Origin of the sequence: Ktedonobacter racemifer DSM 44963, assembly GCF_000178855.1 — a bacterium.
GTDB classification, from domain to species: Bacteria; Chloroflexota; Ktedonobacteria; order Ktedonobacterales; family Ktedonobacteraceae; genus Ktedonobacter; species Ktedonobacter racemifer.
Genome location: NZ_ADVG01000002.1, coordinates 2,841,102 through 2,859,354, shown reverse-complemented (window position 1 = coordinate 2,859,354; position 18,253 = coordinate 2,841,102). Strand labels below are relative to the sequence as shown.

Sequence of the window (18,253 nt, the reverse complement as noted above, 5' to 3'; positions counted from 1 at the left end):
TTCCAGGTCTATTTCGGGGTCCAGGCTATTGTATCACAGTTGTGCTCGCAGGGGGACAGGCATGGTACTCAGGGGAAGACTACAGGAAGAGTCTGAGATGTATGGAGAAAGCTCCCCATGGCTTCCATTTCAGGAGGCCAGGGGAGCAACTTTAGATGTAACAGAAATGGAGAACTGACGACCAGCACGCTGGCGCTGATAATCGGCGAAAATGTGCCGTCCGTGTTCATTGAGTTGCGTGTAGAGCTCATCCTCGCTTAGCCAGCAGGGGCGCCCCTCGATGTTATCGCGCAGTTCGCCACCAGTTACTCGTGCCTGGAAGACAAAGCTCAGATTACTCATGTTGGTCCAGCTATCGCTTGTGAGCGCATAGCAACCAACCATATCACCAATTTCCAGGTGCAGGCCAGTCTCCTCCAGGCCCTCGCGCTGCGCTCCCTGCTGCAGCGTCTCACGCCAGTTCATAAAACCTCCGGGAAAAACTGTTCGCTGGCCGGGAAGCTGAACAACCAGGTAGCGTCCCTGCTCCTCAACCACGACTGCCGCGCTACAGAAGGGCGGCAGCTTACCGCCCAGCAGCCAGTTTAAGAGATTGAAGAAAATGCTTGTACAGCGCTTCAACAGATCGTATAGCATATTGCTTATGGCCCCTTCCTTGCTCGATGATGTTGTGCTCTCTTCTGAAAGCAATAATACGGTGCAAATGTCAAAGCATTATCGCGTATCTGTCGCGAATTTGTCGCAATGTTATGCATTATTTCTTTCGCAGCACCTACGGTGCTGCGGAGGGTAGGAGGGTATGGACGAATGCCCGAGCCACACGCCCATACCCTCCTACCCTGAGCGCCACAGGCGCGAAGGATGAAATTTACAAGCGAGCAAGTGTGATACTATGAAGGCGACGAATATTATGACGTGAGGAGGGTATCTTCCTCCTTAAAGTTTTTGGCAGTAAGTAAAGGAGCAGAGGCTGTTGGCGACACATAATCTCGTTTTATCTCCTGGGGCGGCTGTAGACCTGCATATGCATACTACGTATAGCGACGGGCGCTGGCCCGCCGAACAGTTAATTAACTACCTGGTTGAGGAGAAATTTGACCTGGTTGCGGTCACTGATCATGACCGTGTCGATAAAGTGGCTGAAATTCGCGAGCTGGCGGCAAGCAAGGGGCTTCCTGTATTGCCCGGAGTAGAGATCACCTGTAAGTGGAATGGGTACATGGCCCATATGCTCTGCTACGGTTTCGATCCGGCACAGAACGCTGTGCAAGAGGTTACAGAGAAGGTGGCGCGCCTGCAACTGGAGAACACGCACCAGGTGCATGATGCACTGGTGGGCAAGGGCTACGCCTTTCCTCGCGAGACCGAGGTCCTGGCAGAGCGTGGCGGCAAGCTTTTCCGTCCTTCGGATAACATTACCCTCCTCATAGAGCATGGCTACGTGCCCGACCGTATGACTGGTCTGCGTATGATCGAACAGGCAGGCTTTGTCAGCATTATGGCGGATATGGCGGAGGCCGTTGAGGCGGCGCATAAGAGTAACGCGGTTTGCTTAATCGCCCATCCAGGACGCAAAGAGAGCGGCTTTACTTTCTATGACATTGAGCTACTAGACCGCTTGCGCGCCGAGGTTCCCTTAGATGGCATCGAGGTATACCATCCTTACCATAGCCCTGAGACCGTCGCCATGTACGAAGGGTATGTACGCAAGTATGACCTGCTACAGAGCACTGGCTCCGACTCCCACAGCCATCCCGGTCGTATGCCACGCAAACACCGGGCAGAGGTCAGCCGGCGCCTGCTGGAGCGCCTGGGCGTGACCATCAACTCGTAAGCATAAAACGCAAAAAGGTCACGGTTCCTGGCATGCCAGGAACCGTGACCTTTTTCGTATACACTAAATTCTTAGTGCTTCCCTTGAGGAATATACCAGTCATTAGCACGGCGCGCGAGGCCACCGGGATTTGTAAAGTTCCGAATGGGGCGGCCCTGCTCAAAGAGCTGCATGGTATCGTGCCAGATAGGCGCGGCACCATCAACACCAGTGACATTGAACATCGGCGAGTTATCGTTGTTACCAGACCACACGCCAACTGTGTAGTCGGTCGTCCAGCCAACGGTCCAGTTATCGCGGAAGTCGTTGGAGGTACCTGTTTTCACAGCCGCGGGACGAATGGGACCGGGATTGCCAGCGTAACACTGCGACTGCGAGGTCGAGTACAGGTAGAGCACACTACACTTACCGAACTCGAAGGTACGCGAATTGTTATCGCTAAGGACATTTCCCATCAGGTATGCCAGTTGCGGGCTAATCACACGCTTGGCAGTCATATCGGGACGATACACCACCTTGCCCTGCGAGTCGCGCACCTCAGTAATCGCATGCGGCGTGATATGCTGACCGCTATTGGCAAACGTGCTATAGGCCGAGACCATGTCTGTCAGGTGAACGCTCAGCGAACCAAGCACCATCGTGTAGTTAGGCGTGCCTGCATACGTTGTAATTCCCAGGTTAAGCGCCATCTGTAGCGCGGGATCAACCCCCGTCTGCATCAGCAGCTTCACAGCAGGAATATTGAACGAGTTCTGCAAGGCATAGCGATAGGTAATATTGCCGTGATACCTCATGTCGTAGTTCGTCGGCTGATAGGCTGGCAGTCCACAGCACATGTTAATCGTCAGTGGACCGTCCAGTACGTGATCGCCTGGACTGACGCCCTTATTGAAGGCGGTCGCATAGATGAAAGGCTTGAAGGATGAACCCGGCTGGCGTAAGCCCTGGCTGGCCACGTCAAAGGCTCCTGACTGGGGATCGTTAGGATTAATGTTGCCTATCAGGGTCAATAGTGAGCCATCATGGGGGTTCATCACCACCACGGCCGAGTTGGACATATTATGGATTCTGGCATTTTCGGCGATGTGCTTCTGCGCGATCTTCAGCACCTGGTTCTGCTTGGCCAGATCGAGCGCCGTCGAGACCGTAAGCCCTGAACGTGAGAGATCACCGGCCTTTAAATGCAGCTTGTCCATCAACTCACGCAGGGTATAGGCAGCGTAATGCACAGCCATGTCATTATGCACCTGCATTGGCTTGAGGAAATCCTGTTGCTCGGCCTCGGCAATCGCCTGTAGCTCCTGGGCGTGGGTGATATAGTTCTGCACCTGCATATTATGCAGAACATCTTTCATACGGTTAAGCGCACGATCTTTATGCCGCCATGGGTTATAATAGTCGCCGTTCTGAGGGAGGCCAGCCAGCATAGCGGACTGGGCCAGGTCAAGCTGCTTGACCGCCGGCATATTCGGCTTATCCTCCAGGCCAAAGTAGATCTGTGCGGCCGCATCGGCACCATAGGCTTGATCACCATAGTAAATCGTGTTGAGATACATAGTGATGATCTGCTCTTTGGTATAACGGCGTGTTACGTCAGGTGCCAGCAAGATCTCTTGCAACTTACGAATAGCCGTCCGTTGCTGACCAAGGACCGTATTTTTGATCAGCTGCTGCGTGATCGTACTGGCGCCTGAGACCGTGTTATGGGCCGTTACGTCATCAATCACCGCGCGCACAATACCAGTGATATCATACCCTGGATTCGTCCAGAAATACTGATCTTCAATGGCAATGGTCGCATGCATAAGCGTAGGCGAGAGCTGCGAATAGGGAACAGATGTTTGCACACCATTGTCGATCATTTGATAGATCATCTGCCCCTGATTGTCATACATTTTCAGGTTATCTTTAGGTAAGATATCCAGCAGCGTCGTTACCTTACTTCCATAGAGCTGCTCAGTTGAATTATAGAGAGCCGTATACAGGGTAATAGAAGAGGCGGCAACAACCAGAAAAGCCATAAAAATGATGGCCAGCGGCATAAAGCCCCAGCGCGATCCTTTGCGCTCGGCTTCATTGAAGCGCGCATTACTCTCGCGCAACCCCTTGCGTTTAATATGGCGCTTGGTACGCCAACCTGGTGCCAGGGGAAGCAAATGCGCCACTGGATAGTAAACACCACGGGGCGCCTTGAGTGGGAGATTACTCAGGCGTTGCGCGGCGGCTGCCCTGGAATGTGCTGGCAGCTTCGCGGGAAGGATCACCCGCATTTTCGCGGTTTTGCCTGGATCGTCATCGGCGTCTACGACCTGTGCATCCGCGGTAGCAACCAGACCTTTGCGCTCTTCACTACCTGGAGCTTGATCTTGAACGGATGCTTGGGTAGGCTCATTAGCCGCAGTCAGCGTAGAATGCAAAGCTTCTTGCGAGGTTGTCGCTGAAGCTTGCGCTCGCTCAGGGCGCTGCTGCTCATCCTGCATAATGCAACCTCTTTCTATTTAATCTTTCTATTTATATACAGGGTTGGTGATAAATCAAATTTCACGGACAGGTTGAGAAAGGACCTGTAGCAGGAACAATAAAAATTTCGCATTACCCTTTTACCATACAGATAGAGTCGCTAAAAAAGATAGATATACTCTGTATCTTGCGATTTGTAGTAATGAATACCCAGCCCATCCCCTCTTTCCCATACTTATTCTAACTTCTGAGCAATCGGATGTGCAATGACAAAATAAGTGTATTTTTGGTACACACAAAAAATGTGAGCAACTTCACAAAAAAATAGAGTACAACAGACTGTCTATTTTAACGGAACGCAAAAAGGGTGGTAACGCCTCCAGCGCGTAACAGTACAATTAGATATAATAATCCTGTTTTAACTCAGCTGCTTGCAGTTAAAGGATATGAGCCCTGGAAGATGCGGCCATAACTGGCTGCGCACCTCCAGGAATCAACGCTATAGGTGCTACCAACCACCAGCGCCAGGGTTGCCAGTATACGAGAAGCTCGGACAGTAAGGTGTATACTTGGTCTTATCCTTATCTTTGTTTTTATCGCCTCCAGGCGGCGGATTCTGGTTGTTATCCGTGGGGCCCTGTAGCAGAGACTGTGGACTCCAGGACTGGCTATTGGTCGAGTTATAGCCACTAGGCACCTTATCGGAGTAGAACCAGTCAGTCGACGTAATACCATCAATCGTCGCCGTGGTCCTTACCAGGCCACCTGGAACCGAGAAGTCGCGAATGGGTTTCCCCTGCTCGGCGAGCAACATCGAGTCATGCCAGATCGGTGCGGCACCGACGACACCCGTTGTGCCATCAGACATCGGCGTATTATCATTGTTACCGGCCCACACCCCCATGACATAGTCAGTGGTGTAGCCAAGCGTCCAGTTGTCACGGAAGTTATTGGTGGTACCAGTTTTCGCGGCGGCAGGGCGAACCGTACCACGATCACCCCCATAGCATGACTGCTCTGAGTTCGAATACAACTGCAACTGGTTGCAGTCAAAGAACTCGGGCAGGCGACTCTGATTATCACTGAGCACATTCGAGATCATATACGCTGTCTGGGGACTAAAGACTTGCTTGCCCTGAGTCTGCTGGTGCTTAATAACCTTGCCGGTGCTCATATACTCTATCTTTTGTACGGCGTAGTAAGGCACATGGACTCCATTGTTACCAAAAGAGCCAAAGGCTGAGACGTGATCAAGCAGGTGAACGCTCAAGCCTCCCAGCACCATCGAGAGTCCAGGTGTTCCTTCATAGGAGAGATCCATCTCCTTGGCCTTATCCACGGCATTATTGATTCCGACCTGCTGGAGCACGCGTACCGCTGGAATATTGAGCGAGTTCTGTAAAGCACAACGTAGCGTCATCGGACCATGATACTTCAGGTCATAGTTCTTAGGCTCAAAGTCCCCCATAACAGATCCAGGATCGGGGAAACGCGTCTGGACATCGTTCACCGCCTGTGCGGGCGAGGTTCCTTTCGACTGCATCGCTAGGGCATAGACATAGGGCTTGAAGGACGAACCAGGTTGGCGCCAGCCCTGCGTCGCGACGTCAAACTTGCCGCCAATGGCGTTATTGTTGTAGTCCAGGCTCCCCAGCAGCGAGATGATCGCGCCAGTGTGCTGGTCCATAAGCACCTCGGCGGCGTTGGAGATGCCATACGTATGCAATTCATCGGTATGATCCGTCATCACCTTCTGGATCTTATTCTGTAGCTTTATATCCAGCGTGGTTGTGACCTTCATATCAGAGCGCGAGAGTTGCTGCTCACTCATATGCGTCATGCTTTGCAACTGGCTGAGCACAAAGTAGAAGAAGTGGGGCGCGAGCAGGCCCATATCGGGCGAATGTTTGAAGAAATCCTTCTGCCCGGCCTCCTTCAGCGCGGCACTCTCCTGGGCCTTTGTGATGTTTTTCTGGCTTACCATCAGGTCCAGCACTGAATGCATACGATCCGTCGCGCGCGCGCGGTAGTTCCAGGGATTATAGTAATCACCGTTCTGGGGCAGGCCAGCAAGCATCGCTGCCTGGGCCAGGTCGAGCTGCTTTGAGGCAGGTAAACCGGGTTTATCCTGCAAGCCAAAGTACATATTCGCGGCGGCATCGATACCATAGGCCTGAGACCCATAGTAGATCGTGTTGAGATACATCTCCATGATATCGTGTTTGGTGTAGATATTATTGACCTGGGGCGTCAGGATGATCTCTTCAAGCTTACGCACATTGTCCACCTTATCACCCACGACCAGCTTCTTGATCAACTGCTGCGTAATCGTACTGCCGCCCTCGACGACGTGCCCACTCTTCAGGTTATCAAGCGCGGCCTGAAGGATACGCGCAACGTCTACGCCAGGGTTTGTCCAGAAGTTTTTATCCTCAATGGCGATGGTCGCATTTACCAGGTCAGGCGAGATATCTTGCAATTTCACCGATGTATGCACACCATTATCCGCTAGCTGCCCCAGTAATGTCCCTTTGTTATCGTAGACCTTCAAGTTATCCTTGGGCAGAAGCTCGCGCAGGCTAAGCACACGCCCCAGGTAGCGTCCCTGGGTATCGCTGTAGAAACGATAGCCAAAGTATGCTCCCGTACTGCTCAGGGCCAGGAAGACAATCAATATGACCATCAGGACGGAGAAAACTCCGACTAAGACGTGGTTGCGGGTCTGCTTTTTCTGCAAATGATTGCGCCGAATGTGCCAGCGCGCCACACGTAATATCTTGCGATGATGGCGGCGCGCGAGGTGTCTGCGGTACTCTTGCGCCAACTCTTCATCCGGCAAACCTACCATAGAAGCCGCAATCACTTCCTCAGGCGAAAGCGAGGCTTCCTGTTCAAGAGCCTCATCTATATGGGCCTCTTGCTGGGCTACCGCAATCTTCTGCCCATTTACGGCTCCAGGCTGAGCCTCTGCCCCCTGTGGCTCGCTTGCGCTCACTTTATTGGAAGGGGGAACGGGTGATTCTGGCTTCTTTTTGTCGCTGCGCCTGGAGGCATCGGCGCCCGGGCGACGTGGTACCGAGACCGGCATAGCAGGTTTAGGCGGATTAGCTGGCTTCGCCGAGGCTTCTGGCGTCGTAAGCTCGCGAGTGGGTGCGTCTGCGATATCTGGACTGGATGGGTCGTTTTGGGGCTGCTCCGCGGGTGATGTCCCTTTGGGTTCGGTGTTCGTCGTTGCAGGTTGTTTGCGAGACTGGCGCTTCTCAAAAGCACGCACGGCCCGTTGCTGTCGCGTAGAAATAAAGGTCTCTGCCCTGGGACGGCGTACAGGGGCAATAACAGGTGTCGCTTTCGGTTCAGCAGGCCCGGATTGCTCTTCTGGAGCTGAGGCAGAAGCCGCCTGTGGCTCCTCTGTATCAGCAGGCAAGGCGGAAACCTCCGCTTGCGGCTCCGGCTGGGAATGCTCCTCTGATGCAGCCACGGCCTTTTCATTCACATTAGTAGAGCTAGCAGCGTCGGGCTCCTCTTTATGGGCAGGCGAGGTAACTTCAGGAGTAACTGACCTGGGCACACGGCCAATTGCGGGTAAGCCAGGAACGGTTGGAGCGTCATCATCATCGATGTCAGAGTCTTCAGAGTCTTCTAAACGGGGAGAAACTTCTTGAGAAGCTTGCTCTATTTTCTGTTCAGAGTTATTTTCCTGCTGTTCTTGCGCCTGCTCTTCCAATGGTGAGGCGGGCAACCCTTGCTCCATCGCTCCTGATGAAGCCGGAGGCTGCTCAGAGCTGGTTTCCTTTTTTCTTTGATCTGGTGACATTCTATGCTCCCCTGATATTACCCCTTAGATGCAGATAACAGAATAGAAAAAGTATCCGCACATAGCTGCGAAAAAAATACACAGTAAACAAGGAGGTTCAGAATTAATAATATCTTTTCAGGCGATAACTATTTTTAACTTTGAGAATATATACAGGAGGAAGGGTGTAAAAACGCGCAAAAAGCTCTTCTGGCCAGCACAAAACAAAGTCCCCCCTTATTTAGTAAGACGCAACAGTGGAAGAAATGTGACACCTGACATAAAGGGGTATACTATAGTACCCGTTACTGCTATCAAAAATAGCTTTTTTTTCATAAAGAGAGCGACTCTGGCGTGACCGCGGCCTCGATCAGTGCGGGAAGGATTTCGTTGGTGATGGTTTGAATCTGGTACAGGCTCTCCAGCCAGGGAATATCCTGTTCGCGCGCACCGCGCACCTCGGCAAGTTGCAGCACCGCTTCATCCATGATGGTACGAAAATAGAGAAAGGCACGCACCGCGTCCGCGACTGGCACGTGAGCCTTGCGCGTCACTGTACCATACTCGGTCCCCAGTTGGATGGCCTCCTGGCGCAGATCCTCCTTATGAGCGGGATCATTCAGACCACGCAAGAGTAAATCCAGTGCGCGACGCCCCAACATGCGATAGGCATTCAGCGCAGACTCATTAAAATGCTGATACCAGGAGAACCGGCCAAGGGTACCGGCAGTAAAATCGAGGCGGACCCGTCCAATCAAGTTCTGAATAAGCATCTGTGAGGCGACATTAGGCTTCAGCTCGCTCTCCTGACGTAGGCGCGCCTCAATATCAGTACGCCGAAAACGCCTGTGTCCGCCACTGGTGCGACGAGATGGAAGTTCATTCCGATCAGCCCACAGGCGTACGGTGGCGGGGTGCATGCCAAGCATCTCCGCAGCCTCGCGCAAGCTCAGCCATTCTTCTCCAGCCTGTGATGTCACCAGAACCTCCTCTGTGTACTAGCTATGTACCACACTACTAACGAATACCATGTTTTTCTCAGCCTGATTGTATGTAATTTACGTATGATCCGTCAAGTAGGAAAAAAGAGCACAGAAGCTTTTCAACGCGAAGTTGCGCAAAATAGATAAGTATTTTCTGGTAGTGGTGTGGTGAGCCTGAGTGCCGCATACGCGGCACTCAGGCTCACCACACCACTACCAGAAAACATTATTCATTGGGAGACAATATGCTGAAAGTGCTCTGGGAGATCTTTTAAAAGTGTATGCAAGGCTCGTGGATAGAGTGGCGCACGCTCTATCTCCTCCAGGGGTAGCCAATCGAAGTAGAGTAGCTCCTCATTTGAGGAGACACGAGAGCCGTCTTTATCGCGCAAGGCTAGCGACGATTGTTGATAGATATATGCGTCTTCAGGAAAGTCGAGCAAGAAGTAGAGACCTATTTCATGTGTTGCCCTGGGCTGTTGCCCAAAAAAGTTCTCTATGATCGCCAGGGGACGCACAATCGTTGGCGTCAGGTCCAATTCTTCCTCAACTTCACGCTGGAGCGTTGTGGCAGCAGATTCAAGCAGCTCCGCACGCCCACCTGGGAGAAACCAGTAGGGGGGAGTGGTCCGGGCGGCGCGCTGGCAGAGAACACGACCATTATGGAGAATAACACCCCCCACACGATATACAAAGAGAATACCATCCGTCGCAAAGGTAATCATATGCCTGGGTGGAACCATATACGCCTCACTTTTCTGGTTTCTGATCTCTAATTTCTAATTACTACAACTCCAGCAAACGCATAAGCATCTTCTCTATGTAATACCATATTCTAGAGCAATTGGGGAACAGAGGTTCTTGCTTTGCCAGGGGAATCACCTTACCTGCCGCTGGCACATGTACAAAACGTACATATATAGATGCGTCACCAATTATTAGTCAGTGCTGGTCAGGAAAACCGGGGTAAGCGAGTGAAAGGAGAGAACAAGCCATGCCAGGCCATAATACGCCTCAGCCAGGTGAACAACAGCGCCAGGAAGAAGCTACGCAATATGAGCAACTGGTAGCCTCCCAGCGCAAAGAAGTGGCTGGACAAACCAGCATGAGAGACCGTGATCCCCATACCTCGGGCGGGTAGGGCACCAACCAAAACATTATCGATCCCATGACCTCGCGTGCCCCCAAGCATGTACAAGATTCAGGAAGAGGCGCGTAAGGCTGAACAAAAGAAAGACACAGAAGAACAATAGGAAGCAAAAATATTAATGCCTTTTTAACACATGAGTTATAAGAAACATGCTATACTCCCAGCATAAAGGCTCACCACTTCCTACCTGATAAATATGACGAGAAAGCCCTCATTGTAAGACGAGAGACAATGAGGGCTTTCTCGTGTCTTCATTGTGTTCATTGCTATTAGGCGTAATCGTGTGCGATACTAACTTTGGAACGAGTTAGCGGGATACATCTTTTTCACTTACGAGGAAGAATGAGGAACTATGAAGTCAGGTATGCCAGTCGCCAGGGAAGCCGTTGTAGCTGATGAGATTTGGGACCAGGCCCTCTTCCAGGCACTCGCACAGACATGCGATATCCAGGCCGATGTAGCCTTACTCTTTGCCAGTGGCGAATATGAGGAACACTTCCCGGAGATGTTGCGTATCATCAAAAAGGAAACAGGTGCCTCAATTGTACTGGGATGCTCGGGCCAGGGTATTATAGGGACAGGGGTGGAATTGGAGGATGTACCAGCACTCTCGCTCATGACGATGTCACTGCCAGGAGCCACGCTCCACGCGACTCGCTTGCCACCAGACATTGTAGAGATGTTTAACACCCCCGAAGAGTTACGAACTCTCCTCGATGTGCCGCTCGATGACGTGAATGGCTGGCTCCTCTTCCTTGATCCTTTCCATCTCAACAGCGAGTCCCTTATTGACGCGTTGGCCAGGGCCTATCCCCAGGTACCTATGATGGGTGGCCTGGCCTCAAACGACATGCAAGACTCGCCCTGCTATTTCTTCTTTAACGATACCGTCTATAACGATGGTGGCATTGGCTTGGCAATTGGCGGTCCCTACAAGATTCTCTCAATCGTCTCTCAGGGCTGCGAACCTATTGGTGAACCCTGGACAATCACTAAAGTACAGGATAATAGCCTGATCGAAACCATCTCTAACCGGCCAGCCTATGACATGCTCGTAGACACCTTTCAGAAACTCTCGCCCGCCGCGCAGATCCGCGCCCAGAGAAACCTGTTGCTGGTTGGGCTGGCCGCAGACGAGTACAGCGAGCGCTTTGGGCGTGGCAGTTTCTTAATACGCAATCTACTCGGCGTCGACCGGCGCAACAAGGCGCTGGCAATCGGCGCGCAGCCACGCGTCGGCCAGACCATCCAATTCCAGATGCGTGATTCAGAGACCGCGGACTTAGACCTGCGTGAACTCCTTAATAAGCTCCATTACCGCCTCAAGAAGGCTGAGGCATACCAGATCGTCAGCGGCATCCTCTGCACCTGCAACGGGCGCGGCGAAAGCCTGTTTCCCACCCCCAATCACGACGCGGGCATGGTTGAAGAGATCCTGGGACCCCTGCCAACTATCGGCCTCTTCTGCAATGGTGAAATCGGGCCAGTTGGCGATCGCTCCTTCCTACATAGCTTTACCGCCTGCCTGGCCCTTATCGTCAAACGCAATGAATAGGAGATGTGTGTATGAAAAATAGAACTTCGCTCCATTTTTCATACACACATCTTTTACTCTTGAATGCCTGTTCCCGCCGTGTCAAGTCAAATAAAAATGTTACCGAAGGGAGATGGTTCCCTCAAATAAGAATGTTACTGGAGCCGACAATCTCCTTCCTTGAGAAAAGCAGAACAATTTAAGCGATGCTGGCGGTTGCACAGGGAGTGTCCCACAGCGCATCCAGCAAGCGGTAAATCTCCTTTCGCAAAGCCATAGGGTTGGTCTGCTCGTAGAGAGCTTGCAAACGCGTGCGTTGGTCGAGGCTCTGTCCTCCAGCGGCGATCAGGCGCTGATAGGGCGTTTGGGCTTGGTCCCAATGACGCACGACCTTGTCGGCCTGGCACACTTTTTCCTTCAAATGCAGGACGGGCTGAAAGAAATTGTAGTAGATCCACATGTGTTCATAGAGGGCGTTCATCGCTTGCACCTGCTCAGGAATATCCAAGCGAATGGCCCCGAAATACTGGCGCACCAGAGTCGCATTTTTCTGCTCAACAAACCGTTTGTCATTTTTCTGGTAGGGCCGGCTCCGACTCAACATCAGACCAGTGATCGCCTCGCCCCAGAAGCGCACGAGATGATGATTAAAGAACTCCGACCCATTATCGGGATGCAGTTCCTTGACCGCAAAGGGGAGGCGTTGTAGGATGTGGCGGAAACCACCTTCCATGGCCTGTTGTCCTTTACCCAGGATCGCTACCCGTTCACTCCAGCCTGTGGCTACATCCACCATTTGCAACGTAAAGGCAAAGATCCCCTCGCCGCTTTCCCCACTGTGCTGGACCAGATCGACTTCAAAATGGCCGGTCTCGCTGGTTTCCCATGGAATGCGCTTCATCGGGACTGGCTTGCGCACTTGATTGGCTCGTTCTGGGCCTTTTTGCGGCAAGCGCTGTTTACGGCTACGGTACTTGTACAAGATCCGCGTCACCGTGGCCTCACTGATCTGGGCGAGCCGCTCACGGACCTCGCTGGTGAGCCGCACACTGCGAAAGCGAGCCAGATGCTCTGCTGTGGAAAGCAGCACAGGCGTCAATCGTTCGGCACACACATAATCCAAACTTTCCCACACCACCAGGATCACTTGCTCAACGGCTAACCCATAGGTGCGCCCTCTTCCTTTTTCCCGCTTCTTGCGCTCCAGCGTGGGAGCATGCAACAATCTGAGCAGGCTTTTGCGATGCAAACCCGTTACCTGCTCCATTTCGGTGAGCATACGACTTTGTTCCGTTCGCTCAGCTTTGATGTACAAGGGCTTCATTCGCTTGAGATATTTTCGACGTTCGCTCACAGTCATCTCGTCTTCTGTCGGCATGCTCTTCCTCCCCTCGGTAACATTCTTATTTGAGGGAAGTGTACCTTCTTCAGTAACATTTTACTTGAGGGAATGGGGTGAGCGTCATGTTTTTGCAATTGGGCTAGACAAAAGCCCCCTCTTCTGCGAAGATGTGTTCATTCTCAAGAGGGGAAGGGAAAAACATGAGCGAAGAGACTGATCAAGGCTGGCAACAACTCAGCGCACAGATTCTCACTGATATCAAAGCCTGGCGGCGAGACCATCCCAAGGTGACCTTACGTGAGATTGAACAGGAAGTGCATCAGCGCCTGAGTCGACTGGAAGCCCAAGTGATTCAAGATGCAGCTCAAGCAAGTGCGCAACGTGACTGGAGTGGTACCTCAGCCCAAGAGCGCCCCACCTGTCCCGTGTGTGGCACCCCACTGCAAGCCCGTGGGAAACGACCCCGCCGTCTGCAAGGAGCAGGAGGACAAGAGATCACGCTCAGCAGAACGTACGGAACTTGCCCCACGTGTGGGACAGGGCTTTTTCCCCCTCGATGAGGAGTTAGCTCTCCCAAGAGGGAGGAACTTGACATCGTTGCAACACGAGCATCTGGTCCATCTTTCGAGCTGGATGCCTTTTGCGCGAGCTGCTGAGATGATGCAACGTCTGCTCGGGGTTCAGGTCAGTGAAGCGAGCGCGCGTCGACAGAGTGAGCAGGCAGGTGCCTTGGCCCTGGCGGTGCAAACGGTTCTGGCCTCGGAACCTTTCGCCTCGTCACCATCTGTGAGCAAGCCTACCAAGCGCCTGGCCATCAGCGCCGATGGGGCCTATGTGCCTTTGCTCAAAGGGCAGTGGGCAGAGGTTCGAACGGTGGCTTTTGGAGAAGTCGAACCCTCCACCAGTCCGGCTGGAGCACAAGAGGTCACGGTCAGTCATCTCTCCTATTTTTCTCGCATGTGTGATGCTCAGACCTTTGCGACTTTGGCTGATGTGGAGATGCGAGAGCGAGGGGTCCGGCAGGCTCAAGAAATCGGAGCAGTCACTGATGGTGCCGAGTGGTTGCAGGGCTTCCTCAATCTCCACTGTCCCCAAGCGTTGCGCATCTTGGATTTTCCTCATGCAGCAGAGCATCTCCATCTGCTCATCCAAGCGCTCCAACAAGCCGGCCTCGTTCTGCCTGACGACCTGCTGGAGCGTGCCTGCCATCGACTCAAACATCGAGGTCCCCGTTTGCTCATCTGGCTGCTTGCTCGTTTACCAGCTCAGATCGCCCAACAGGAAGGGGTGCGTGAACAGGTCGGCTATTTTCTCAAACGCGAAGCCTTGATGCAGTATCCCCAGTTTCAAGCCGCAGGCTGGCCGATTGGGTCAGGGATGGTGGAAAGCGCCAATAAAGTGGTGGTGCAAGCCCGCCTCAAAGGAGCAGGTATGCATTGGGAGCCCAGTCATGTCAATCCCATGCTCACCTTACGCAACGCCGTCTGTAATGAGCGATGGGATCTCTGCTGGCAAGAGATTGAGCAGGAGCAACTCCGTCAACGGGAGCAGCGTCGCAACGAGCGAGCGACACCTCGTCTTGAGCAGATGGTCTCTTCCTTGATGCTCTCGCTCCTTCGCTTTCGTTCCCCTACTCCCAAGCCACTTCCCCCTCCCCCTCGTCCAATGGCACCTGCTGCCACCTTACCTGGTTCCTCACGCCCTTCAACCCATCATCCATGGAAACGAGTGTTGGCTTGTCGTCCCAAATCCATTGCAAAAAGATGACGCTCACCCGAGGGAATGCGCCCGCTTGACAAGCTTATAATTGGTATGTTACGCTTGCAGTAGATATTGTTTATGCTATTCAAGAAAAGAGAGACGTTTTCATGTTCTCCAGGAGTATGGCAAAAGCGATTCTGGCACAATTGCCTGTGAGCAGTTGGTGTACAGTGCGCAAATATGGCGAGGCCCATTCCGTCGCCCAAGGCCATATTATGCCCTTTTTTAGGAGGACGGAACACGATCTAAGCTAAAAATTTCCCGTTTTTATTAGCTGAAGAAGATCGAAGCTCGAACAGTACCTACCGTGGGGCCATAGATGGTCAGTGCCACGGTTTTTTTGTTGCCTTTTTTGACTTGAAAGGTCTTGAAAGGTAAGGAGAGGGGCAATTACGCTTCCCTCGTCGACCAGAAAAGAAGCCGTGAAGAGTGGCGACGTTTAGCCACCCTTCACGGCTTCTCTGCGTTTTTGGCAAGGAGATAGACACATGTTACACCTGAGTCTTTTCTGTATGCTCGGCACACCATTTGGAGCACGTCCACCCTGCGCCTGGGCGCTGACTACGAACAAACTGAGTCTGCTCCTGGCTACTTATTGTCGGGAGCAAGAGACCTATACGAACTCTAGTTAGTACGACAAATACAGAATGGCTCGCCTCTTTTCTCAGAGGCAAGCTAGCAACAGGAGGTTGCTATGCTGGATATACACCAGATTATGCCCGCCGGGCAACATAACATACATGTACGCCAGTACCTGGCCTTGAAAAATAACACAAAGCACAATCCGGAGCACCTGATAACCCTCGAAGGGCTAGGGCCAATCCAGGCAGCGCTGGAGGCTGGCTTAGAGCTTTCTTGTCTCTTTGTCTGTCCTGAACGACTACGAGGAGGCGATGGCATGGCTCTCATAGAACTAGCCATCACGCGCAAGATACACCTCTACCAGGTCAGCGAGAAGGTCTTAGGCAGCATGGTCGATTGGGAGGGTCCCGATGGACTGGCAGCCATGGTGCGCCTGCGGCGGTACGACTTGTCTCACCTCCAACCGCGCCAGAAAGGGACGCTCCTCATCCTGGATGGGCTGCAAATTCCTGGGAACATTGGCACGGTTATTCGCAGTGCCGATGGCGCAGGCGCTCATGGGATTATCATCACACAGAGCCGCCAGCGTCTGACGCATCCCAAACTGGTCCGCGCCAGTATGGGTTCGCTCTTCGCGCTACCTATCGTCGAGAGCGATGTGGAGACGGCCTATGCCTGGCTCAAGCGCTATGGCTACCAGGTCGTCACGACCAGCCCCCGGGCCAGGGTCAGCTTTCGCCAGGCCCGCTATAGCACGCGTACAGCTATCGTGATGGGCAACGAGCGAGAAGGTGTCTCAGAGGACTGGTTCGCGCGCCACGACCTGAGCGTCTCCATTCCCATGCATGGACGCGCCGACTCGCTTAATGTCGGCAACGCAGCTGTCCTGATGCTCTACGAAGTCCTACACCAGCAGCAAGGGTAAAGAGTGTGTGATAGCAGACTGGCGGAGCCAGTCTGCTATCACACCTGACCGGCGTGCTACACATGTATCGCATTTTCTCCTTTCGGCATATTCTGGTTAAGATTTTGAATTATCTATCTGATTTGTAGGAAATGAGTAATACTTTCTATGCAGGTCCTGTTTAACCTCAGTTATACTCTGCTATGATTGATTCGTGTAACAGAATATATCAATGTGTATTGAGAGGTGCCAAATGGTTGAAAGCCTTACCAATGCCAGATTGGCAGGGACGACGGTAGGCAACTACCAGTTAAAACAGGTCTTACAAGAACATCCATGGGGACCTGTCTTTCTCGCTCACAACCGCGAGGGACGGAGCGTCATGCTGCGCCTTCTGGATTTTGAAGGCGCAGCCAATCCAGCCAGACTGTCGCTTCCACCCGAGAATCACATGATATACCTGGGCCGCTTCCAACAGGAGGCCAGCCAGGTGGCGAAGCTACAGCACCCGCACATCCTGCCTCTTCTGGATTACGGCAATTTTCAGGGGATGCCTTTCCTGGTCTACCCCTATGTCTCGCTCGTACCCTTGCGCACCCTACTGGCGCGCAACGTTCCCTCCGACCTACGCATCGTGGGACAGTACCTGGAACAGATCATTTCTGCAATGGAGTATGCCCATGAACACGCCGTATTGCACCGTAACCTTTCGACCAACAACATTTTCCTGCATAACAACCGGCATCTCCTCCTGGGCGAGTTTGGCCTGCTACGCATACGCGAGTTGAGCCTCGCCGTACGGAGCGAGGAGCATACCTTTGAAGGCGATAGCGAGTCGAGCGCGCCCGAGCAGCTTCTTGGCAGATCCGTAGGTGCCTATACAGATATCTATGCCCTGGGAGCGATTATCTTCCGTTTACTCACAGGCCAGCCTCCATTTCAAGGTCGCTCACGCAATGAGGTCATGCGCCAGCACCTCTATGCCGAGGTACCATCCCTAAGCGCCTGGCTCTCAGAGCCACCCGCGGGATTAGAAGCCCTTCTACTTAAAGCTATGGCCAAGGAACCCCAAATGCGCTACCGGCATCCAGGCGAGGTCCTACAGGCATACTACCAGGTCGTCGCCCCCGAGCGCCTCCCAGCGGTCGCAGCGCTGATGCAAAACACATCACAGGCCGCGAGCAACCATTCCCTGGGCAGGGATGCAAACGAAATCGATACCGAACATGGCCGAGCACAGCGGCACGCTTCACGTCCAGTGACTCCCGCGGGTGAAGGCGTGCCCCATAAGCAGATCTCGCGGCGAACGCTATTCGCGGTTGGCAGCGGGACAGCCGCCGCGGTCACCATCGCGGCCCTGGGCGTGAATATGCTCAGCGCGCATGTGACACATCCCACGGCACCGATGCCTGGCACAAAGCCGCAGGCAGGACAGCCCGGCGCAACTGGTACTCAGCCTCCACGCGCGCAGAACAAGCCAACACAGGCCGCACAACCGACACAGGCTCCCAAGCCCATGAACGGAAAAGTCCTGGCACGCACCGGAGATATCCCAATCAATCAAGCAATTACGTTTACTTTACCTGATCAAAAGAATCCAGGGGTATTGATCCATCTGCCCAATACCAAATTCGTCGCCTTTGATTCAACCTGCACACACCAGGGATGCGCTGTACATTATGACCAGGGAAGCAAACATCTGATCTGCCCCTGTCATTCAGCGGTTTTCGATCCTGCTAAAGATGCCAGTGTCCTTCAGGGTCCCGCCATGACGCCGCTTAAGAAGGTGCAGATTATGATTAATGCCGATGGCACTATTACCATGGCTTGAGGCAAGACACACGCAAGTGGGGGATGACGACAGCAGATAGGCACATGCCCATATGATAATCACAAGAGGAGGATAGTCG

At 53.0% G+C, this 18,253-nt stretch carries 13 protein-coding genes; 7 read left to right on the top strand and 6 right to left on the bottom strand.

Annotation, left to right across the window (positions count from 1 at the left end; all coding sequences use genetic code 11):
* Positions 1-129: 129 nt before the first annotated feature.
* Positions 130-636, bottom strand: a complete 507-nt coding sequence (locus KRAC_RS62700; protein WP_007913347.1) for an NUDIX hydrolase — start codon at positions 634-636, stop codon at positions 130-132.
* 337 nt (positions 637-973) lie between these two features.
* Between KRAC_RS62700 and KRAC_RS28655 the strand changes: the two genes are divergently transcribed.
* Entirely contained in the window at positions 974-1,834 is an 861-nt protein-coding gene (locus tag KRAC_RS28655; RefSeq protein WP_007913346.1) for a PHP domain-containing protein, read from the top strand.
* 71 nt (positions 1,835-1,905) lie between these two features.
* On the opposite strand, the gene KRAC_RS28650 is transcribed toward KRAC_RS28655, so the two are convergent.
* From KRAC_RS28650 to KRAC_RS62695, 4 genes are all read right to left on the bottom strand, one after another.
* Positions 1,906-4,314: a transglycosylase domain-containing protein gene (locus tag KRAC_RS28650; protein WP_007913345.1), complete on the bottom strand. Its 2,409-nt coding sequence runs from the start codon at positions 4,312-4,314 to the stop codon at positions 1,906-1,908.
* Positions 4,315-4,802: 488 nt separating this feature from the next.
* Positions 4,803-8,108, bottom strand: a complete 3,306-nt coding sequence (locus KRAC_RS28645) for a transglycosylase domain-containing protein (protein WP_007913344.1) — start codon at positions 8,106-8,108, stop codon at positions 4,803-4,805.
* Between the two features lie 311 nt (positions 8,109-8,419).
* A complete protein-coding gene (locus KRAC_RS28640; protein ID WP_007913343.1) occupies positions 8,420-9,067 on the bottom strand; it encodes a MerR family transcriptional regulator in 648 nt (215 codons plus the stop codon).
* 233 nt (positions 9,068-9,300) lie between these two features.
* Positions 9,301-9,813, bottom strand: coding sequence for an NUDIX hydrolase (locus tag KRAC_RS62695; protein ID WP_007913342.1), 513 nt, complete (start codon positions 9,811-9,813; stop codon positions 9,301-9,303).
* A gap of 251 nt (positions 9,814-10,064) precedes the next feature.
* On the opposite strand from KRAC_RS62695, the gene KRAC_RS71755 reads away from it, so the two are divergent.
* Both KRAC_RS71755 and KRAC_RS28630 read left to right on the top strand, forming a co-directional pair.
* The gene (locus tag KRAC_RS71755; RefSeq protein ID WP_007913341.1) at positions 10,065-10,211 is read left to right on the top strand and encodes a hypothetical protein; all 147 of its coding nucleotides are present in this window, start codon (positions 10,065-10,067) and stop codon (positions 10,209-10,211) included.
* 361 nt (positions 10,212-10,572) lie between these two features.
* Positions 10,573-11,775, top strand: coding sequence for an FIST signal transduction protein (locus KRAC_RS28630; protein ID WP_007913339.1), 1,203 nt, complete (start codon positions 10,573-10,575; stop codon positions 11,773-11,775).
* Positions 11,776-11,953: 178 nt separating this feature from the next.
* On the opposite strand, the gene KRAC_RS28625 is transcribed toward KRAC_RS28630, so the two are convergent.
* Positions 11,954-13,132, bottom strand: a complete 1,179-nt coding sequence (locus tag KRAC_RS28625; protein WP_007913328.1) for a DDE-type integrase/transposase/recombinase — start codon at positions 13,130-13,132, stop codon at positions 11,954-11,956.
* 321 nt (positions 13,133-13,453) lie between these two features.
* Here KRAC_RS28625 and KRAC_RS28615 point away from each other — a divergent pair, with 321 nt between their 5' ends.
* The 4 genes from KRAC_RS28615 (at position 13,454) to KRAC_RS28605 (ending at position 18,174) form a co-directional block, all read left to right on the top strand.
* On the top strand, positions 13,454-14,863 hold the full coding sequence (locus tag KRAC_RS28615; protein ID WP_007911242.1) for an ISKra4-like element ISKra2 family transposase: 1,410 nt from the start codon (positions 13,454-13,456) through the stop codon (positions 14,861-14,863).
* Between the two features lie 482 nt (positions 14,864-15,345).
* On the top strand, positions 15,346-15,489 hold the full coding sequence (locus tag KRAC_RS71750; protein WP_007913324.1) for a hypothetical protein: 144 nt from the start codon (positions 15,346-15,348) through the stop codon (positions 15,487-15,489).
* 62 nt (positions 15,490-15,551) lie between these two features.
* Positions 15,552-16,364 (top strand): TrmH family RNA methyltransferase, encoded by an 813-nt coding sequence (locus KRAC_RS28610; RefSeq protein ID WP_007913323.1) that lies wholly within the window; start codon positions 15,552-15,554, stop codon positions 16,362-16,364.
* 232 nt (positions 16,365-16,596) lie between these two features.
* Positions 16,597-18,174 carry a protein kinase domain-containing protein gene (locus KRAC_RS28605; RefSeq protein ID WP_007913320.1) on the top strand — a complete coding sequence of 526 codons (1,578 nt, stop codon included), beginning with the start codon at positions 16,597-16,599 and terminating at the stop codon, positions 18,172-18,174.
* Positions 18,175-18,253: the final 79 nt, after the last annotated feature.